The 19,869-nt window shown below is 69.7% G+C and carries 17 protein-coding genes; 6 read left to right on the top strand and 11 right to left on the bottom strand.

All coding sequences use genetic code 11. The annotated features are described in order from the left end of the window. Nucleotides 1-47: 47 nt before the first annotated feature. The 6 genes from ACWDEW_RS10500 to ACWDEW_RS10475 form a co-directional block, all read right to left on the bottom strand. Complete coding sequence (locus ACWDEW_RS10500) at nt 48-1,826, bottom strand: IucA/IucC family protein (protein WP_450511508.1); 1,779 nt, start codon at nt 1,824-1,826, stop codon at nt 48-50. Continuing rightward, entirely contained in the window at nt 1,823-2,362 is a 540-nt protein-coding gene (locus tag ACWDEW_RS10495; protein ID WP_450511506.1) for a GNAT family N-acetyltransferase, read from the bottom strand. The genes ACWDEW_RS10500 and ACWDEW_RS10495 overlap by 4 nt, the downstream gene beginning before the upstream one ends. Continuing rightward, nucleotides 2,359-3,636 carry a lysine N(6)-hydroxylase/L-ornithine N(5)-oxygenase family protein gene (locus tag ACWDEW_RS10490; protein ID WP_450511504.1) on the bottom strand — a complete coding sequence of 426 codons (1,278 nt, stop codon included), beginning with the start codon at nt 3,634-3,636 and terminating at the stop codon, nt 2,359-2,361. The genes ACWDEW_RS10495 and ACWDEW_RS10490 overlap by 4 nt, the downstream gene beginning before the upstream one ends. After that, nucleotides 3,620-5,062, bottom strand: a complete 1,443-nt coding sequence (gene desA / locus ACWDEW_RS10485; protein WP_450511502.1) for a lysine decarboxylase DesA — start codon at nt 5,060-5,062, stop codon at nt 3,620-3,622. Before desA ends, ACWDEW_RS10490 begins: the two co-directional genes overlap by 17 nt. Before the next feature lie 102 nt (nt 5,063-5,164). Then, entirely contained in the window at nt 5,165-5,986 is an 822-nt protein-coding gene (locus tag ACWDEW_RS10480; RefSeq protein WP_450511500.1) for a siderophore-interacting protein, read from the bottom strand. 137 nt (nt 5,987-6,123) lie between these two features. Then, nucleotides 6,124-7,173 (bottom strand): ABC transporter substrate-binding protein, encoded by a 1,050-nt coding sequence (locus tag ACWDEW_RS10475; protein ID WP_450511498.1) that lies wholly within the window; start codon nt 7,171-7,173, stop codon nt 6,124-6,126. A 209-nt stretch (nt 7,174-7,382) separates the two neighbouring features. On the opposite strand from ACWDEW_RS10475, the gene ACWDEW_RS10470 reads away from it, so the two are divergent. Continuing rightward, nucleotides 7,383-8,504, top strand: coding sequence for a polyprenyl synthetase family protein (locus ACWDEW_RS10470; protein ID WP_450511496.1), 1,122 nt, complete (start codon nt 7,383-7,385; stop codon nt 8,502-8,504). Then, nucleotides 8,501-9,136: a biliverdin-producing heme oxygenase gene (locus tag ACWDEW_RS10465; protein ID WP_450511494.1), complete on the top strand. Its 636-nt coding sequence runs from the start codon at nt 8,501-8,503 to the stop codon at nt 9,134-9,136. Before ACWDEW_RS10470 ends, ACWDEW_RS10465 begins: the two co-directional genes overlap by 4 nt. A gap of 7 nt (nt 9,137-9,143) precedes the next feature. Here the strand turns inward: ACWDEW_RS10465 and ACWDEW_RS10460 are convergent, their stop codons facing one another. Genes ACWDEW_RS10460 through ACWDEW_RS10445 form a run of 4 tightly spaced genes read right to left on the bottom strand, consistent with a single transcriptional unit; the run spans nt 9,144 to nt 14,861 of the window. Further along, entirely contained in the window at nt 9,144-10,304 is a 1,161-nt protein-coding gene (locus ACWDEW_RS10460) for an acyl-CoA dehydrogenase family protein (RefSeq protein ID WP_399118036.1), read from the bottom strand. A 5-nt stretch (nt 10,305-10,309) separates the two neighbouring features. Next, on the bottom strand, nt 10,310-11,248 hold the full coding sequence (locus ACWDEW_RS10455; protein WP_450511919.1) for a hydroxymethylglutaryl-CoA lyase: 939 nt from the start codon (nt 11,246-11,248) through the stop codon (nt 10,310-10,312). A gap of 8 nt (nt 11,249-11,256) precedes the next feature. After that, nucleotides 11,257-13,185 (bottom strand): acetyl/propionyl/methylcrotonyl-CoA carboxylase subunit alpha, encoded by a 1,929-nt coding sequence (locus ACWDEW_RS10450; protein WP_450511917.1) that lies wholly within the window; start codon nt 13,183-13,185, stop codon nt 11,257-11,259. Nucleotides 13,186-13,244: 59 nt separating this feature from the next. Then, nucleotides 13,245-14,861 carry a carboxyl transferase domain-containing protein gene (locus ACWDEW_RS10445; RefSeq protein WP_450511492.1) on the bottom strand — a complete coding sequence of 539 codons (1,617 nt, stop codon included), beginning with the start codon at nt 14,859-14,861 and terminating at the stop codon, nt 13,245-13,247. Between the two features lie 105 nt (nt 14,862-14,966). On the opposite strand from ACWDEW_RS10445, the gene ACWDEW_RS10440 reads away from it, so the two are divergent. The 4 genes from ACWDEW_RS10440 to ACWDEW_RS10425 all read left to right on the top strand — a co-directional run bounded on the left by ACWDEW_RS10440 (nt 14,967) and on the right by ACWDEW_RS10425 (nt 18,983). Continuing rightward, nucleotides 14,967-15,569, top strand: a complete 603-nt coding sequence (locus ACWDEW_RS10440) for an SACE_7040 family transcriptional regulator (protein ID WP_450511490.1) — start codon at nt 14,967-14,969, stop codon at nt 15,567-15,569. A gap of 371 nt (nt 15,570-15,940) precedes the next feature. Next, complete coding sequence (locus tag ACWDEW_RS10435; RefSeq protein WP_093627016.1) at nt 15,941-17,098, top strand: acyl-CoA dehydrogenase family protein; 1,158 nt, start codon at nt 15,941-15,943, stop codon at nt 17,096-17,098. 35 nt (nt 17,099-17,133) lie between these two features. Further along, nucleotides 17,134-18,006: an acyl-CoA thioesterase gene (locus ACWDEW_RS10430; protein WP_450511488.1), complete on the top strand. Its 873-nt coding sequence runs from the start codon at nt 17,134-17,136 to the stop codon at nt 18,004-18,006. A gap of 5 nt (nt 18,007-18,011) precedes the next feature. After that, nucleotides 18,012-18,983 carry a cation diffusion facilitator family transporter gene (locus ACWDEW_RS10425; protein ID WP_450511487.1) on the top strand — a complete coding sequence of 324 codons (972 nt, stop codon included), beginning with the start codon at nt 18,012-18,014 and terminating at the stop codon, nt 18,981-18,983. A gap of 22 nt (nt 18,984-19,005) precedes the next feature. Here the strand turns inward: ACWDEW_RS10425 and ACWDEW_RS10420 are convergent, their stop codons facing one another. Next, nucleotides 19,006-19,794 (bottom strand): phosphatase, encoded by a 789-nt coding sequence (locus tag ACWDEW_RS10420; RefSeq protein ID WP_450511485.1) that lies wholly within the window; start codon nt 19,792-19,794, stop codon nt 19,006-19,008. Between the last annotated feature and the right edge of the window lie 75 nt (nt 19,795-19,869).

Here is a 19,869-nt window from a genome sequence, read left to right as displayed (position 1 = left end):
GGGCACCCCGGAGGACCGTACTCCGGGGTGCCCGCCTGCTCTGTGGGTCAGAACCCGGCGACGGGGTTCTTCAGGGTGCCGACGAGCTGGAGCGCGCCGGAGGGGTCCGCCAGGTCCACCATCTGCTCGTTGTTGCGCAGCTGGAGCCGGTTGAGGCAGGACAGCGAGAACTCCGGGGCGAACATGTCGTACTGCCGGAACTTGTCGGCGAGTTCGGGCGCCGAGTCCTGGTACTCGCGGGTGACCTCCGCGACCGTTCGCCAGAAGTCGTCCTCCGCCAGGACGCCTTCGGCGGCCAGGTTGGAGGCGAGGAAGCGGAAGAAGCAGTCGAAGACGTCGGTGAAGATCGACAGCAGCTTCTTGTCCTCGGGGACCTCGACCCGCAGCCGGTCCACGGTCGGCGGCAGCACCGCGTCCGGGTCCATGACGGCGATCTCCTCGGCGATGTCCTTGTAGATCGCGCGCTGGACGACACCGTCCTTCAGGACGAGGATCACGTTCTCGCCGTGCGGCATGAACACCAGGTCGTAGGCGTAGAAGCTGTGCAGCAGCGGGGTGAAGTACGCCCGCAGATAGCGCCGCAGCCACTCCACCGGGGCCAGCCCCGAGCGCTCGATCAGCGCGCCGGCGAAGGACGCGTCCTCGTGGTCGAGGTGCACCAGCGAGGCCATCGTCGCCAGGGACTCGCCGTCCCGGAGCGAGGAGACCGGGCTCTCGCGCCACAGGGCGGCGAGCATCTTGCGGTACGGCGAGTAGCGGTCGGTCGCCGCCTCGTACTCCAGGTGCCGGTAGCCGACGGCGGCCCGCTCGCGGATGATCGACAGGCCGGTGGACTTCAACACCGGGTCGTTGTCGATGAGTTGGGCGAGCCAGTCGTTGATCGCCGGGGTCGCCTCCATGTAGGCGGCCGAAAGCCCGCGCATGAAGCCCATGTTGATGACGGACAGGGCCGTCTTCACGTAGTGCTTCCCGGGGTTCGACCTGTTGAAGAAGGTCCGGATGGACTGCTGGGCGAGGTACTCGTCGTCGCCCTCGCCGAGGCAGACGAGGTGGCCGCGGGCGACCTCGGCGGCGAAGGTGACGGTGAGCTTGTTCCACCACTGCCAGGGGTGGACGGGGATGAGGAGGTAGTCGTCGGGGTCGAGGTCCTTCTCGAGAAGTGCCTCGCGGAAACGGTTCAGCGTCACACCTCCCAGCTCGTCCCGGAGGAAGGACTCGTACTCGATGCCCACGCCCGCCGTGAACGCCGCCCGTGAGCGGTGCGCGGCCAGCCAGACCAGCCGGACCGGGCTCGCGGTCTCGGGGGCGTACGACAGGTACTCGTGGACGCCGAAGCCGAGCCGCCCGTTGTTGGCGACGAAGCAGGGGTGGCCCTCGGTCATCCCCGTCTCGATGGCCTGGAAGCCGCTCGTCACCAGCTCGGCGACCGGGAGCTGCGGCTTGGTGAGCTTGTAGCAGGTGCCGGACAGGGTGGAGGAGATCTCCTCCAGATAGACCGGCAGGACCGCCTCGCTCAGCCCGAGCGACTTCTGCAGCTCGATGAAGAACTCCATGGCGGCCAGCGGGAGTTCGACGCCGTCGCGGTGCCGGCTGATGGAGTCGGCGTCGACCTGCCAGTGGTCGAGGGCGCGCCGGGTGGCGGTGAACCGGTAGCGCGTCAGACCGTCGTCGCTGCGGACGACGTACAAGTCCCCGTCCTTCTCGACCGGTTCGGGAGTGATCAGCCGCTCGTGCGCGAACTCGGCGAGGGCCTTGCGGATCAGCTGGCGGTTGGCCTTCTCCCAGCGCTCGGGGGAGAGGTGGGCCACGGCGTCGGCGAGAGTCATGCGGTCACCGCCGCCGCGGCCGTCGCGGTCAGGAACTGTTCCCGTGTGCAGAAGCTCAACAAGGCTTTCTTCTCCGGCTTCTGGATCTCGCGCTCGGGCACGAACCCGACCGCTTCGTTCAGTGCGTGCACGGCGGTGTTGGACACGTCCGGCTCCACGACGACCCGTGCGACGGCCGGGTCCTCGAAGAGGCGGGCCAGCACGGCGGTGATCACCGCACGGGTGAAGCCGTGGACGGGCGTCGCGGTGGCCGGCGTCAGGAAGTGCATGCCGACGTCACCGGCCAACGGCTCGTACAGTCCGACCAGTTCGCGGTACCGCGGGTCGTAGTACTCCATCAGGAAGACGGGCACCCCGTCCTGGAGCCCGAGCAGCGCGTGCTGGTGCTCGTCGGCCGCGATCTCCATGTAGGCGCGCTCGACGTCCTCCAGCTTCGCGTCCTGCATCATCCAGAACGCGGCCTTGGGATGGGTGAGCCACCGGTGCAGCAACTCTGCGTCCCGGAGCGGGTCGAGGGCGCGGAAGGTGAAGGTCATACGGCGAACTCCTGGAACGCGATGGTCTGTTCGACCGGGTAGTACTCGGTGCCGAGCAGCTCACGGATGATGTACGAGTTGCGGTACGCGCCCATGCCCAGGTCCGGGGACGTGATGCTGTGCGCGTGGACGCCGGCGTTCTGGAGGAAGACGCCCCGGCCCGTGGTGTCGATGGAGTAGTTGCGGGCGATGTCGAAGTTGCCCCGCGCGTCGTAACGCAGGCGCTCGTGCACGGGCTTGAGGAACTCCGGCTCGGCGTACTTGTAGCCGGTGGCGAGGATCAGGCCCTGCGAGCGCAGCGTGTAGTCCTTCTCCTGTTCCTCCTGACGCAGACCGAGTTCGTAGACGCCGTCGCGGTAAGTGGCTTCGTTCAGCGAGGAGTTGGTGAGCAGCCGGGTAGGAACGGGCCCGCCGACCTTCTTCTGGTAGAGCAGGTCGAAGATGTCGTTGACGAGGTCGCCGTCGATGCCCTTGAAGAGGCCCTTCTGCTCGGCCGTGAGGCGGTAGCGGGTCTGCTCCGGCAGCGCGTGGAAGTAGTCGATGTACTCCGGGGAGGTCATCTCCAGCGTGAGTTTCGTGTACTCCAGCGGGAAGAAGCGCGGCGAGCGCGTCACCCAGTTCAACTCGTAGCCGTGGACGTCGATCTCACTGAGCAGGTCGTAGTAGATCTCGGCGGCGGACTGCCCGCTGCCGACCAGCGTGATCGACTCCTTGGCCTGCAGCTCCGCTTTGTGCTGCACATAGCGGGAGTTGTGGATGAAGTCGCCGCCCAGACCGGCGACGGCCTCCGGGAGATAGGGCGGGGTGCCGGTGCCGAGGACCAGGTGCCGGGCGCGGTAGAGGTAACCGGCCTCGGTCCGCACGACGTAGACCCCGTCCTCGTACGTCACTTCGTCGACCGTCGTGCCGAAGCGCACGTTGGTGAGCCTGTTGGCGGCCCACCGGCAGTAGTCGTCGTACTCGACGCGCAGCGGATAGAAGTTCTCGCGGATGTAGAAGGGGTACAGACGCCCCTTCTCCTTCAGGTAGTTGAGGAAGGAGTACGGCGAGGTCGGGTCGGCGAGGGTGACCAGGTCGGACATGAACGGGGTCTGGAGGTGGGCGCCGTCGAGGAACATGCCGGCGTGCCACTCGAAGTCGGGCTTCGAGTCCAGGAAGATCCCGTCGAGTTCGGCGATCGGCTCGGTGAGGCAGGCGAGGCCGAGGTTGAAGGGCCCGAGCCCGATCCCCACGAAGTCGTAGGTCCTGCCGGCGGGTTCAGGAAGCGCGGTCAAGGGAGTCTCCCAGGTACTGCTCGGCGTGGCCGGCGATCAGGTCGAGGACGGCGGCGATGTCGTCGGCCGTCGTCTCGGGGTTGAGCAGGGTGAACTTCAGGTAGTGGCGGCCCGCGACCTTGGTGCCCGCGACCACCGCGTCACCGGAGGCGAACAGGGCCTTGCGGGCGTACAGGTTGGCCCGGTCGATCTCCGCCGGGTCGGTGACGGCGGCCGGGACGTAGCGGTAGACGAGGGTGGAGAGCGAGGGCTCGACGACCACGTCGAACCGCGGGTCGGCGGCAAGGAGTCGCCACCCTTCCTCCGCCAGGTCGCAGACCTCGTCGAAGAGCTGGCCGATGCCGTCGGCGCCCATCACCCGTAGCGTCATCCACAGCTTGAGCGCGTCGAAACGGCGGGTGGTCTGCAGGGACTTGTCGACCTGGTTGGGGATGCGCTCCTGCACCGTGCGGCGCGGGTTGAGGTACTCCGCGTGGTAGGTCGCGTGGCGCAGGGTGTCGGCGTCGCGGACCAGCAGGGCGGACGAACTCACCGGCTGGAAGAAGGACTTGTGGTAGTCCACGGTGACCGAGTCGGCGCGCTCGATGCCGTCGATGCGGCTCCGGTGCTTGAGGGAGGCGAGCAGCCCGCAGCCGTAGGCCGCGTCGACGTGCATCCACACCCCGAACTGCTCGCACAGCGCGGCGATTTCGGGCAATGGGTCGATGGAGCCGAAGTCGGTGGTGCCGGCGGTGGCGACGACGGCCATGGGCACGAGCCCGGCGCTCTTGCAGCGCTCCAACTCCCGTGCGAGCGCGACCGTCTGCATCCGCTTGTCGGCGCCGACGGGTATCGACACGACGGCGTCCTGCCCAAGGCCCAGCAGTTTCGCGGACTTCTTCACGCTGAAGTGGCTGACCTCGGAGGCGAAGACACGCAGTTTGGCCAGGCTGTCGGTCTTCGACTCCTCGCGGGCCAGCAGCAGCGCCTGGAGGTTGGACTGGCTGCCACCGGAGGTGAACACCCCGTCGGCGTGCGGCCCGAGGCCGATCCGCTCGTTCGTCCAGTCGATCAGCTTGCGCTCGATGAGGGTGCCGCCGGCCGACTGGTCCCAGGTGTCCAGGGAGGAGTTGACGGCGGAGAGCACCGCCTCACCGAGCACCGCGGGAATGACGACCGGGCAGTTGAGGTGGGCGAGATAGCGGGGGTGGTGGAAGTAGATCGCGTCCCGCAGATAGACCTCGTCCAGTTCGTCGAGCACCGCGGCGGTGTCGTGGAGCGGGCGGTCGAGGTCGATGCGGTCGACGAGGGGGGAGAGGGCGTCGACCGTGACGCCGGTGAACGGCCGTTCTGTGGTGGCGAGTTTGGCCGCCACCCGCTCCACGCCTTGAGTCACGGAGCGGCGGTAGTGCTCCGCAGTCGTGTCATTGAGCAGGTGCGAGCGCATGTGGGGGTCCTCCGGGGTGGGGACGGGCTTGAACTTAGGTAAGGCTAACCTAACTTAACTTCTGCGAAACCCGCCCCACCCGTGACTGGCGTCACTCGCGCCTCACCCGGCTTCGCGCAGCTGCTCCTCGTTGAGCCCCTGCCGCCAGTACCCCACGAAGGTCACCCGCCGCCGGTCGAGCCCGCGCTCACCCACGAAGTGCCGCCGCAACGCCTTCACTTGACCGGACTCGCCCGCGATCCACACGTACGGCCGCTCGGCGGGCGGGAGTTGGGCCGCGCGCAGGGCGTCGAGGGCCATGGGGGACCCCTCGGCGCCCTCGTTCTCCCGCACCAGCCAGGTGACGTCGGCGTCGGCCCCGGTCGCCAAGTCCTGGATGTCCCCTGTGTGTTGGACCTCCAGCCACACCCGCGCACGCATGCCCGCGGGCAGCGCTTCGAGGATGGCGGACACAGCCGGCACGGCGGTCTCGTCGCCCCAGAGGACCACGAGATCGGCGTCCTCCGGCGGCCGGAACCGAATCGCCCGATTGTCCGCGACACCCGGCCCGAGCAGCACGACCCGGTCCCCCGCGGAGGCACGGGAGGCCCACCGGGAGGCGGGCCCGGCGGGTTCGTGCAGCACGAAGTCGATGTCGATCTCGTCGGGTTCGCGTCGCAGCGCGCGAAGCGTGTACGACCGCATCACCGCCCGTACGTCGCCCGGGAGTTCACGCCACGCCTGCCACCACCCGTCCCCGAGCGCGTAGGGCACGGCGGGCTCGGACTGGCCGGGCTGCGGCAGGAAGAGCGACAAGGACTGATCGCACCCGTCGGAAAAGAAGCACGCCAGGTCGTCCCCACCGAAGGAGACACGAACGAGAGACGGCCCGAGCCGCTCCGTCCGCAAGACGTGGAGAGAGAAGAAGCGGAACGGGCCGGTCATGGGGTTCCTTCAAAGAAACGGGAGGAGGGCGCCCCAAAGGGGCGCGGGGCTGTATCTGATTTGCGGCTCCGCCGCGTGGGCGCGACCAGCCGCCACCGGCCCGCAGCTCCCCACGAAAGTGACCCCCCCCAAAAAACTCAGCTGACCTTCTTCGCGTTCTCGATCGCCTTAGCCAGATCCTCAAGCAGCGGCGCACACTTCGCGTACGACAGAATCGGCTCAGGATTGCGCGCGATCACCTGGTTCGCCTTCACCGCAGGCAGCTTCTTCCATGTGCCCTCAGCGATGTCCGCGGGCTGAATCGCCGACGTCCGGTTGTCCATCATGATGATGTCCGCACCGTACTTGTCGACGTTCTCCCAGCTCAGGTTCTCGTACCAGCCACCGCTCGCCTTGAGCGCGGCCGCCGACGGCTCGACGAAGTTCACGCCCAGAGCCTTGTAGTACTCCAGGTCGACGGAGAGGTTGGACCCGGAGACGTAGAAGATGTCCTGGCTCGCGGAACCGGCGAGGACCTTGATGTCCGGCTTGGCCCTGGCGGCGGCGCGCAGCCGGGCCGCCGCGTCCTCGAACCGCTTCTTGGCCGAGGTGATCGTAGAAGAAGTGGTGTCCGCGCCAAGGGACTTGGCGAGCTCCAGCATGCGCGCGAGCGGCGCCGGCAGCTGGACGTCGTACACCGAGATGCCGACGGTCGGCGCGCCCACGGCGAGGATCTTCTTCTTCGACTCCTCCGGGACGTACCAGAGCGTGCCGGCCGCGTCGAACATCGTGGTGATGAGAACGTCGGGGGAGAGGGCCGCGTACTTCTCGATGTTGAACTGGCCCCACTCGTTGCCGATGATCGTGACCTTGCCGATGTCCAGGTCGCCGGCCTGCACGTCGGCCTTGCCGTCCTTCAGCTTCGTCGGGCCGAAGACGCCCTTGGACTCGATGCCGTAGTCGTGCAGCGCGGCGGCGACACCGATGAAGGAGACGATGTTCGCCGGGATCCTGTCGGTCTTCGCGGTCTGGCCGCGGTCGTCCTTGAAGCTCCACGGCCCGGACTTCGCGGCCGTCGTCTCCTTGTCCGAGCCACCGCTTTTCGCGTCGTCGTTGCCGCAGGCCGCGAGTACGGCGCCGAGGCCGAGGGCGCCGCCCGCGGCGAGGATGCCGCGGCGGGAGAGGTGGGTGGCACGGGCGTTGGACATGTGTGGCTGCTTTCGAACAGGGCGGAGCACCCGCCGGACAATTCGAAGGTAGGTTAGCCTAACTTCACTGAATGTCCAGTGGATGGGGTGGCCGCCGCCCGCGCCCCGCGCACTTTGGCTTTCAACCACCTTGTCCCATCGGTCCGTTGTGATCATGCTCGTTCGTAGCGAGCCCTGCGCACTGATGTTCGGTGACATTCGGAGGTGGAGTGGCTACCACGGTGGAAGCGACGGATGTGGACGCGGTGGTGCGGAGCGACGCGGCACTGCTGGAGGACGACCTCGCCGAGTTCCTCGGCTCGCTGACCGCCCCGGCGCGGGCGGCGGCCTCCGTCTACGGCACGGCGCTACGGCGGTCCCTGTACGAACCGGTCGCCGACGCCGTCGGTTCCAAGATCGGCCAGCAGGCGCTGCCCCCCACCGCCGCGACACCCGGCGGCCGGGCTCCGCTGCGCCCCTCGATGGTCTACTGGGCCTACCGCAACTACCGGGGTTTTCCCGGTGAGTTGGCAGCGGGGGACGACACGGCCGCCGAACTGGCCGTCGTCCGCCGCACGGCAGTTGCCGTAAGGATTCTGCTGAAGGCCGCCGTCGCCCTCGACGACATCCAGGACGGCAGCGACGTCCGCTACGGCGAAGCCGCCCTCCACGCCGTCCACGGCACACCGCTCGCCCTCAACGCCGGCGCCTGGCTGATCATGTCCGCGCTGCGGCACGCGGCCGACCCGGCCGTCGTGGACAGCCTGGTGCGCTCGGTCGGCGACGGCTTCACCGGGCAGGCCGTCGACATGTCCTCGCGTACGGCGCTCACCCGCGCCGAGCTGCTGGCCGCGCCGCGCGCCGTCCGGGTCGGCTTCTGGGAGGAGACGGCCGCCCTCAAGACCGGCACCCTGTTCCGGATGCCGCTGGACGCGGCGCTCGCGGGACTGCGGGTGGTCGAGGACGAGCGACTCGCCCTGGACGGCGCGATGCGCCAACTCGGCCTCGCCAGCCAGCTGTTCAACGATCTGACCGACTTCGTGCCGGAACTCGGCGGCGCCAACACCCACGAGGACTTCGACGGCCTCGGCAACCGGGTCCTCCTGGAACTCCTCGACGGCGCACCGCCGGAGGCGGAGTTCAAACGGTACGTTCTCGGTCACCCGCACCTGGAGCGGACGCTGCTCGCGCTCGCCGAGGAGGCCGTGGCCCTCAAGCGCGCCGCGAAGGACACCGTCCACGGGGTGTGCCGCTCGGACCGCAGCGCCGCCTACTTCGACGTGACGATCGAGCGCAAGGGCCACCTCATCGACCGTCTGCTCGCGACGGTCCGGCAGCGGAGCGGCTTATGACGGACAGGGCGACCCAACGGCTGAGGAACGGCACCCGTACCTGGCACGAAGCCCTGGAGCGCACCGGATTCGCCACCGCGATGCTCGCCGGTGGCCTCCCGCTCGACCGCTACGTCGGCCAACTCACCGCCTACCGCGTGGTGCTGGCGACACTGGAAGCCGAACTGGCCCGCGCCGCCTGCCCGTCAGTGGCCTCGGTGTGGTCGCCCGACCTGGCCAAACTCCCGTTCCTCGAACGCGACCTGCGCCACTTCCTCGCCCTCGGCGCAGTCCTCCGCCCCGGCCCGGCCGCCGAGGAGTTCGCGGCCGAGATCCGGCGCACCGCCGCCACCGAACCCACCGAACTCCTCGGCTTCCTCTACGTGTTGGAGGGCTCCACCCTCGGCGCCCGCTTCCTGCTCCGGTACGTCACCGAGGCGTACCGGCTCAGGGACGGGAACGGTACGTCGTACTACGGCAGCGGCGACCGTGCCCGCTGGGCGGCCCTCACCGAGCGCCTCGACCGCGCGCTCGGCGAAGGCGACGTACAGGAAAGGGTGCTGGCCGCCGCCGAGCGGGCCTACCGGCATGTGGCTCTGATCTCGGCGGAGTTGTCGGTGGGCCTGGACAGCCCGGCTCCCGAGCCGGTCTAGCCGCCCGTCAGCCCGCGAGGCCCAACTCTCGCGCGATCAGCATCCGTTGGACCTCGCTGGTGCCCTCGCCGATCTCCAGGATCTTGGAGTCGCGCCACATCCGGGCCACCGGGTACTCGTTCATGAAGCCGTAGCCGCCGTGCACCTGCGTGGCGTCGCGGGCGTTGTCGACGGCGATCGTGGAGGAGTACAGCTTGGCGAGCGCCGCCTCCTTCTTGAAGGGCTCGCCCGCCACCAGGCGGGAGGCCGCGTCGCGCCAGGCGAGGCGGGCGGTGTGGGCCTTCATCTCCATGTCGGCGATCTTGAACTGGATGGCCTGGTTGGCGCCGATCGGCCGCCCGAACGCGTGCCGCTCCTTGGCGTACTTCACCGACTCGTCCACACAGCCCTGCGCGAGGCCGGTGGCGAGAGCCGCGATGGCGATCCGGCCCTCGTCGAGGATGCGCAGGAACTGGGCGTAGCCGCGGCCCTGTTCACCGAGCAGGTTCGCCGCCGGGACCCGGACGTCCGCGAAGGACAGCTCCCGGGTGTCCGAGGCGTTCCAGCCGACCTTCGAGTACGGCGCCGCGACCGTGAAGCCTGGCGTCCCGGACGGCACGATGATCGCCGAGATCAGCGGCTTGCCGTCGGGCTTGCGGCCGGTGACCGCGGTGACCGTCACCAGACCGGTGATGTCCGTACCGGAGTTGGTGATGAAGCACTTCGAACCGTTGATCACCCACTCGTCGGTGTCCGGGTCGAGCCGGGCCGTCGTCCGCGTCGCCCCCGCGTCGGAGCCGCCGTCCGGCTCGGTCAGCCCGAAGGCGCCGAGGATCTCGCCGGAGCACAGCCGGGGCAGCCACTCGGCCTTCTGGGCGTCGGTGCCGAAGAGATGGATCGGCATCGCGCCGAGCGAGACGCCCGCCTCCAGGGTGATCGCGACCGACGAGTCGACCCGGGCCAGCTCCTCAAGGACCAGGCCCAGCGCCAGATAGTCGCCGCCCATCCCGCCGTGCTCCTCGGGGAACGGCAGTCCGAACAGGCCCATGCGGCCCATCTCGCGGACGATCTCGTACGGGAACTCGTGCCGTTCGTAGAAGTCGCCGATCTTCGGCGCCACCACGTCGTGCGCGAACTCCTCGACCGTACGGCGGAGTTCTTCCAGCTCGGGGGAGAGACGGTGGTCCATGGCGGTCACTGCTCCTTGTGGGGCTGTGTCGTTTTGCCGAGTGCTCGAACGGTGCGGGACGGGCTGGGTCGGCCCAGTTGTTCGGCCATCCACACGCTGGTGGCGGTGAGACGGCCGAGGTCGACTCCGGAGTCGATGCCGAGACCCTGGAGCATCCACACCAGGTCCTCGGTGGCGAGGTTGCCGGTGGCGGACTTGGCGAACGGACAGCCGCCGAGGCCGCCCGCGGAGGCGTCCACGGTGGTGACGCCGTGCTGGAGGGCGGCCAGGGTGTTGGCGAGGGCCTGGCCGTAGGTGTCGTGGAAGTGCACCCCCAACACGTCGGTAGGGACGCGCTGTTCGTTGAGTGCGGAGAGAAGTTCCAGGACATGGCCGGGAGTTGCCACGCCGATCGTGTCGCCGAGGCTCAGCTCGTCGCAGCCCATGTCGACCAGCGCCCGGCAGACACGCACCACTTGGGCGATGGGGACCGCGCCCTCCCAGGGGTCGCCGAAGCACATGGAGAGATAGCCGCGCACATGGGCGCCCGCCTCCTTGGCGCGGGCCACGACCGGGGCGAACACGGTCAGCGACTCGTCCACCGTGCGGTTGAGGTTGGCCTTGGCGAAGGACTCGGTGGCGCTGGCGAAGACCGCGACCCGGGTCGCGTCCAGGGCCAGGGCCCGGTCCAGACCGCGGCCGTTCGGCACCAGAACGGGCAGGTGTACGTCCTTCAGATCCCGCACGAGCGGGAACAGCTGCTCGGCGTCGGCCAGTTGGGGCACCCACTTGGGGTGGACGAAGCTGGTGGCCTCGATCGTGGTCAGGCCCGCGTCGGCCAGCCGCCGGATGAACTCGGCCTTGACCTCGGTGGGCACGGTCGACTTCTCGTTCTGGAGTCCGTCACGGGCCCCGACCTCGTGGATGCGCACCCGCGCGGGCAGGTCGGGGGCCGGTACGACCATCGGGAGTGTCACTGGTCCTCCTCCGCAGGTGTGACGACCATGGGTGTGACGACCGCCAGGACCTGGTCCATGGCGACCGTCGCGCCGGGGGTCACGTCGAGTTCGGCGACGGTGCCGGCGTGCGGCGCGGAGACGACGTGCTCCATCTTCATCGCCTCGACCACCAACAGGCTCTGTCCGGCGGTCACTTGATCCCCTACGGCGACCTTCACCACGGTCACCGTCCCCGGCATCGGCGCGGTCAGCGAACCGGCACCGGAGCGGTCGGCCCCACTGAGCGAGGCGGCCACCGGGTCGTGGTCCCGCACCTGCCAGGCGTCCCCGTCCCGGCCCAGCCAGTCCCCGGCGCGACGGAAGGTGTGCCGGACCCCGTCGAGGGTGACGGAGACCTGGTCGGCGGTGACCGTGTGGGTGCCGCGCGGGACGTACTCCACGGGCTCGGTCACCCGCAGCTGGAAGCCGACGGGCTTCGGAGCACCGCCCAGCCGCCACCCACTGGGCACCGAGAACGGGTCGGTCCAGCCCTCACCCGTCGGCCGCAGCGCGTCCAGCCGTACGGCGGCTGCCGCCTCGTAGACCTCCTCGGCGACCTCGTCCGCGATGAGGGAGTCCGCCTCGCGCTCGACGAGCCCGGTGTCCAACTCGCCCGCCACGACGGCCGGATGGGCCAGCAGCCGTCGTAGGAACCCGGCGTTGGTCGGCACGCCCAGGGTGACCGTGTCCGCGAGGGCGGCCCGGAGTTTCCGGAGCGCGGTCGCGCGGTCGGGGCCGTAGGCGATGACCTTGGAGAGCATCGGGTCGTAGAGGCTGCCGACCTCGGTGCCCTCGGAGAGCCCGGAGTCGGTGCGGACGCCGTCGCCGGAGGGTTCGTTCAGCTTCAGGACGGTGCCACCGGAGGGGAGGAACCCGCGCGCGGGGTCCTCGGCGCAGATCCGCGCTTCGACCGCGTGCCCGGTGAGCGTGATGTCCTCCTGCGCGAAGGGCAGCCGCTCGCCCGCCGCGACCCGCAGCTGCCACTCCACCAGGTCGAGCCCGGTCACCAACTCCGTTACCGGATGCTCCACTTGGAGGCGGGTGTTCATCTCCATGAAGTAGTACGACGACGGGTCGTTCCCGGGGACGATGAACTCCACCGTGCCCGCGCCCGCGTACCCGCACGAGCGGGCCGCCTGGACAGCCGCCTCGCCCATCGCCGCGCGCGTGGCCTCGTCCAGGAGGACGCTCGGGGCCTCCTCGACGACCTTCTGGTGCCGGCGCTGCAGGGAGCACTCGCGTTCGCCGAGGTGGACGACGTTGCCGTGGCCGTCGGCCAGGACCTGGATCTCGATGTGGCGGGGGCGGTCGACCCAGCGCTCGACCAGGAGGGTGTCGTCGCCGAAGGAGGCGCGGGCCTCGCGGCGGGCGGCGGCGATCTCGTCGTCCAGGAGGGTGAGGTCGCGGACCAGGCGCATGCCCTTGCCGCCACCGCCGGCCGACGGCTTGAGGAGGACGGGGGCGCCCAACTCGTGTGCCGCCTTGGCCAGTTCAGGATCGCGTCCGCCGGGGACGACCGGGACACCGGCCGCCTCCACCGTCTCCTTGGCGCGGATCTTGTCGCCCATGAGGGCGATCGCGTCCGCCGGGGGACCGATGAAGACCAGCCCGGCGTCGGCGCACGCGCGCGCGAAGGCCGCGTTCTCGGCGAGGAAGCCGTACCCCGGGTGCACGGCCTGCGCGCCCGTGCGGGCGGCGGCCTCCAGCAGCCGCTCCACGGACAGATAGCTTTCCGCCGCCGCTGCGGGACCGATCCGTACCGCCGTGTCGGCCTCCCTGACGTGCCGGGCGTCCGCGTCGGCGTCGGAGAAGACGGCCACCGAGCGCACACCGAGCGAGCGCAGGGTGCGGATCACGCGGACCGCGATCTCGCCCCGGTTGGCCACCAGGACCGTGTCGAACATCCCGGGTGCCTCGGGCGTCCCGGGAATCGCGAAGGTGTCGACCATCTCGGGCATCCTCATCACATCCGGAAGACGCCGAACTGGGGGTCCCCCAGCGGCGCGTTGGCACAGGCGGTCAGGGCGAGACCCAGCACCTGGCGGGTCTCCAGAGGGTCGATGACCCCGTCGTCCCAGAGGCGGGCGGTCGCGTAGTAGGCGTTGCCCTGGCGCTCGTACTGCTGCCGGATCGGGTCCTTGAAGGCGTCCTCGTCCTCGGCGGGCCAGGACTCGCCGCGCGTCTCCAACTGGTCCCGTTTGACGGTCGCGAGGACCGACGCGGCCTGCTCGCCGCCCATGACGGAGATCTTGGCGCCGGGCCACATCCACAGGAAGCGCGGGGAGTAGGCCCGGCCGCACATCGAGTAGTTGCCCGCGCCGTACGAGCCGCCGACCACGACCGTCAGCTTCGGCACGCGCGCGCAGGCGACGGCGGTGACCATCTTGGCGCCGTGCTTGGCGATGCCGCCCGCCTCGTAGTCCTTGCCGACCATGAACCCCGAGATGTTCTGGAGGAACACGAGCGGGATGCCGCGCTGGTCGCACAGCTCGATGAAGTGGGCGCCCTTCTGGGCGGATTCGGAGAACAGGATGCCGTTGTTGGCGACGATGCCGACCGGGTGGCCGTGGATCCGGGCGAAGCCGGTGACCAGGGTCTGCCCGAACTCGGCCTTGAACTCCGAGAAACGGGAGCCGTCGACCACGCGCGCGATGATCTCCCGTACGTCGTAGGGGGTACGGGAGTCGACCGGGACGGCGCCGTAGATCCCGTAGGGGTCGACCTTCGGCTCCACCGCTTCAGTGACCTCCCACGGGAGGGGCCCGCGCGCGGGGAGCGTGGCGGCGATGTTCCGCACGATCCGCAGCGCGTGCGCGTCGTCCTCCGCGAGGTGGTCGGTGACGCCCGACACACGCGCGTGGACGTCGCCGCCGCCCAGCTCCTCGGCGGTGACGACCTCACCGGTGGCGGCCTTCACCAGGGGAGGCCCACCGAGGAAGATAGTCCCCTGATTCCGGACGATGACGGCTTCGTCGCTCATCGCCGGGACGTAGGCGCCCCCGGCGGTACACGACCCGAGCACGGCCGCGATCTGCGGAATCCCCGCCCCCGACATCCGGGCCTGGTTGTAGAAGATCCGCCCGAAGTGCTCGCGGTCCGGGAACACCTCGTCCTGCATCGGCAGGAAGGCACCCCCGGAGTCGACGAGATAGATGCAGGGAAGCCGGTTCTCCAGGGCGATCTCCTGGGAGCGCAGATGCTTCTTGACGGTCATCGGGTAGTACGTCCCGCCCTTGACCGTGGCGTCATTGGCGACGATCACGCACTCGCGCCCGCTCACCCGCCCGATCCCGGCGATGACACCGGCGGCCGGGGCGGCCCCGTCGTACATCCCGTCCGCGGCCAGCGGAGCGAGCTCCAGGAAGGGCGAGCCGGGGTCGAGCAGGGTGTCCACGCGGTCGCGGGGGAGCAGCTTGCCGCGCGCGGTGTGCCGTTCCCGGGCCCGCTCACCCCCGCCGAGCCGGGCCGCGGCCAGCTTGGTGCGCAGCTCCTCGCCCAACGCGCGGTGCGCCGCCTCGTTGGCCCGCCACGCCTCCGACGCGGGATCCGCCGCGCTCGTCAGCTCCGGTGCCTCTTGCATTCCGTGGTCCCCTCGCACAGCGATCGGCTGCTCTCGACTGTTAATGAGCGTTAACCATTTCCTTCAGGTTAACGACCGCTAACCTCCCTGTCTAGAATTGCTTTCATGACCACGAGAACCGACGCCCCCACCCGCCGCGAGCAGATCCTCAAGGAGGCCGCGCGGCTCTTCGCCGAGCGGGGATTCCACGGCGTCGGTGTCGACGAGATAGGCGCCGCGGTCGGCATCAGCGGCCCCGGCCTCTACCGCCACTTCCCCGGCAAGGACGCGATGCTCGCGGAACTCCTGGTCGGCATCAGCGGCCAGCTCCTGACAGGCGCGAAGCGCCGGCTGGCCGAGGCGGAGGGCGTGACCTCCTCGGAGACCCTCCTCGACTCCCTCATCGAGGGCCACATCGACTTCGCCCTCGACGACCGCCCCCTGATCACCCTCCACGACCGCGAACTGGACCGCCTCCGCGACACCGACCGCAAGCTGGTCCGCCAGCTCCAGCGCCAGTACGTCGAACTGTGGGTGGAGGTCGTCCGGGACGTGTACCCGGACCTGGCCGAACCCAGCGCGCGGTCGGCGGTCCACTCGGTGTTCGGCCTGCTCAACTCGACACCGCATCTGGGACGGCCGGGGTCGCTGCCCGGGCGTGGGGCTACGGCGGAGCTGCTGCACCGGATGGCGAGAGGGGCACTGGGGGCGGCGTCTTCGGCGGGGTGACGCGGGCGGATCCGGGACCGCGAACCGAACAGACGAGAGAGGGAAGCCGGAAGCCGGAAGCCGCAAGCCGCAAGCCGCAAGCCGAAGGCCGGAGGCGCGAAGCCGAAAACCGAAAGCCAAGAGCCGAGGGCCGGAAGCCCTTCGGGGCGGGCGCGGCTGGCGACGCGGGCGCGGTCGAGTCGCCCCCCGGGGTCCGGGGCGGAGCCCCGTGTCGGGGCCTCTCGGCCTACCGAGTCGGGCGGGTGGGTGGGCAAGGCGCGTGACGAGCGTTACGTGCCCATTCCGCTGGACGCTCCCCCTACTCGCCGGTACCGTGATGTCCTGAGCAAGCGCTTAGACATGCGTCAGGTATCCATGCGGAGGTGGCGGCGGTGCGCCGTACTGTGTTCAACGAGGACCACGAGGCGTTCCGGGAGACCCTGCGGGCCTTCATCGAGGCCGAGGTCGTCCCCGTCTACGACGAGTGGTTCGCCGCCGGCCAGGCGCCGCGCGAGTTCTACTACAAGCTCGCCGAGCTCGGCGTCTTCGGCATCCGCGTGGACGAGGAGTACGGCGGCGCGGGCATCGACTCGTACAAGTTCGAGGCCGTCCTCTACGAGGAGACCGCGCGCGCGGGTGTCTCCTTCGGCGGCTCCGGTGTGCACGTGCTGCTCGGCCTGCCCTACATCAAGCTGCTCGCCAACGAGGAGCAGAAGAAGAAGTACCTCCCGAAGTTCGTCTCCGGGGAGGAGATGTGGGCCATCGCGATGACGGAGCCGGGCACCGGTTCCGACCTCGCGGGCATGAAGACCACCGCCAAGCTCTCCGAGGACGGCACGCACTACGTCCTCAACGGCGCCAAGACCTTCATCACCGGCGGTGTGCACGCCGACCGCATGATCGTCTGCGCCCGCACCTCCCCGTCCACCAAGGAGGACCGCCGCCACGGCATCTCCCTCTTCGTGGTGGACACCAAGGCCGAGGGCTACTCGGTCGGCCGCAAGCTCGACAAGCTCGGCCTGAAGACCTCCGACACCGCCGAGCTGGCGTTCGTCGACGTCAAGGTGCCCGTCGAGGACCTCCTCGGCGAGGAGAACAAGGGCTTCTACTACCTCGGCCACAACCTCGCCTCCGAGCGTTGGGGCATCGCCTTCGGTGCCTACGCGCAGGCCAAGGCCGCCGTCCGGTTCGCCAAGCAGTACGTGCAGGACCGCGTGGTTTTCGGCCAGCCCGTCGCCGCGTTCCAGAACACCAAGTTCGAACTGGCCGCATGCCAGGCCGAGGTGGACGCCGCCGAGGCCGTCGTCGACCGCGCGACCGAGGCCCTGGACGCCGGCGAGCTGACCCCCGCCGAGGCGGCCAGCGCCAAGCTGTTCACCACCGAGGTCGCGCACCGCGTGATCGACCGCTGCCTCCAGCTGCACGGCGGCTACGGCTTCATGAACGAGTACCCGATCGCCCGCCTGTACGCGGACAACCGCGTCAACCGCATCTACGGCGGCACCAGCGAGATCATGAAGACGATCATCGCCAAGGACATGGGTCTGTAAGGTCCCGGCAATTACTGCCCGGTACAACTAACCCCATGAACCAGGCACTACAGGATCTCCTCGATCTGCTCGACCTGGAGCAGATCGAGGAGAACATCTTCCGCGGCGAGTCCCGCTCCGCCGTCGTCCCCCGCGTCTTCGGGGGCCAGGTGGCGGCCCAGGCCCTGGTCGCCGCCGGACGGACGGTCCCCGCCGACCGGTACGCGCACTCCCTGCACGCGTACTTCCTGCGCACGGGCGACCCGGGTGCGCCCATCGTCTACACCGTCGAGCGGATCCGCGACGGCCGTTCCTTCACCACCCGCCGCGTGCTCGCCGTCCAGCACGGCCGGCCGATCTTCGCGCTGTCGGCGTCCTTCCAGGCGTACGAGGAAGGCCTCGACCACCAGACGCCCATGCCGCCGGCGCCCGACCCGGAGACGGTCCCCACGGGCCGCGAGCGGCTGCTCGGCTACGACCACCTCGACCAGAGGATCGTTGAACGATTCCTGGAGACCCGCGAGGCGATCGACCTCCGGTACGTCGACGACCCGCCGTACGGCAGGTTCGGCGAGCCGCGCGAACCGCACTCCCAGGTCTGGTTCCGCACCAACGGCAAGCTGGTGGACGACCCCCTGCTCCACGTAGTACTCGCGACCTACGTCTCCGACATGACCCTCCTCGACTCGATCCTCCTCGCGCACGGCCGCGGCGGCTGGGCCGTGGGGGATGTCGTAGGGGCGTCGCTCGACCACGCGATGTGGTTCCACCGGCCGTTCCGCGCGGACGAGTGGCTGCTCTACGACCAGGAGTCCCCGTCGGCGTACGGCGGGCGCGGGCTCGGGCAGGCCCGGATCTACACCCAGGACGGTCGGCTGGCCGTTTCCGTCATCCAGGAGGGTGTCGTCCGGGTTCCTCGGGAACACTGAGGGGCATGGCAGAAGCAGAGGAAGACGAGGGCGGCGGCGAGTCCATCCTCACGGTGATCGTCGCGGCCGTCGCCAACCTGGGGATCGCGCTGGCCAAGGCGGTCGCGGGCGTCATCAGCGGCTCCAGCGCGATGCTCTCCGAGGCCGCGCACTCCGTAGCCGACACGGTCACCGAACTCCTCCTCCTCACCGCCCTCAAGCGCAGCGAGAAACCCGCCGACGAGGACCACCCCCTCGGCTACGGCCCCGAGCGCTACATCTGGGCGATGCTCGCCGCCGTCGCCACCTTCGTCGGCGGCGCCGTCTTCTCGATCTACGACGGCATCCACACCCTGGTCGCCGGCGAGGAGTTGGGCGACCCGCTCATCTCCTACATCGTGCTCGGCGTCGCCTTCCTCCTGGAGGGCTACTCCCTGCGGACGGGCGTACGCCAGGCGCGCGGCGAGGCAGCCCGCTTCGACGCCTCCTTCAAGCGCTACCTCCGCTACACCCCCGACACCGCGGTGAAGGCCGTGGTACTGGAGGACTCCGCCGCCCTCGTCGGCCTGGTCCTCGCGGCCGGCGGCCTGCTCGGCGGACAGCTCACCGGCTCCGGCGTCTGGGACGGCCTCGCGTCCCTCTGCATCGGCCTCCTGCTGCTCTACGTCGCCTGGGTGCTGGGCCGCTCCAACGCCGAACTGCTCATCGGCCGCCCCCTGCCCAAGGCCATGCGCGACCGCATCCGGGAAGAGCTGCTCGGAGTCGAACACATCGAAGCCGTACTGGAGTTGACGACCCTCGTGCAGGGCCCGCGCGAGGCGCTGGTCGCCGCGAAGATCGACTTCAGGGACCGGTCGAGTGCCGCGCAGATCGAGTGGGCCTGCGAACAGGCCGAACAGCGGCTGCGGGAGGCGTTCCCGTCGGTGAACCGGGTGTATCTGGACCCGACGCCGGGCTATGCGCAACGGCGGGCGGAGGGGCTCAACCCCTGGCCGTGACAAGGGAGTTGGCCGCTGTCCCTCAGCTCAGTCCCGCCTCCGCCAGCAGATACGCCGTCAGCGGGTCGTAGTACCTGGGGCTGACCACGTGGTCGTCGAGCGGGACGGCCACCTGGAGGGTGCCCTCGGACTCGGCGAGGAAGAGCGCGGGGTCGTTGCAGTCCGCGTAGCCGACGGAGTCGACGCCGTGGCGGCCCGCGTAGCCCGCCCAGCCGTGGTCGGCGACGACCAGGTCGGGCAGCGGGCGGCCCTCGCGCTCCAGGGCGGTCAGAATCGCCTTCATCGGCTCACCGGAGTGGGTGTGCCAGAGCGTGGCGCCGTGCTCCAGGACGGCCACGTCCGCGAACTGCATGACGTACCCCTCCTCCGTCTGCAGCCCCTCCGGGATCACCACGATCTCGCAGCCGGCCGTGCGCAGCGCGGCGGCCGTGGAGTGGTGCACTTCGAGCAGACCGCCCGGGTGACCGGTGGCGAAGAGCACCCGCTGCTGTCCGTCGGCCGCCTTGCGCAGCCGCGCGGCGAGACGGTCGAGCGCCGCGACCGTCAGCTCCGGGTCGATGGTGTCCTGGCCGTAGCGGTACTCGGGATCGTCGTTCACCCCCACCCGCTCCGCCATCACCGCGAGCACGTCCTGCTCGTCGGACCAGCGGTTGCCGAGCTCCAGACCGAGCCAGTAGTGGCGGTCGCCGTTGGCCAGCTTGCGGTAGTGGGAGAGGTTGTTCTCGCGGGGGGTGGCTACGTCGCCCGCGATACGGGTCTTCACAAGGTGATCGACGAGCTCGGCGCGGCTTGGGGTCCCGGGTATCGGCATGGTTCCCATTGTGGAGCAGCGGGCTGTGCCGCTGCCCGACGTCCCGAACGCTGGGATGTGGATCACTCACGGCCG

The organism is Streptomyces sp. NPDC001100 (assembly GCF_053598575.1).
Note: the sequence above shows the minus strand (reverse complement) of the source record. Positions and strands in the feature narration are given on the sequence as shown.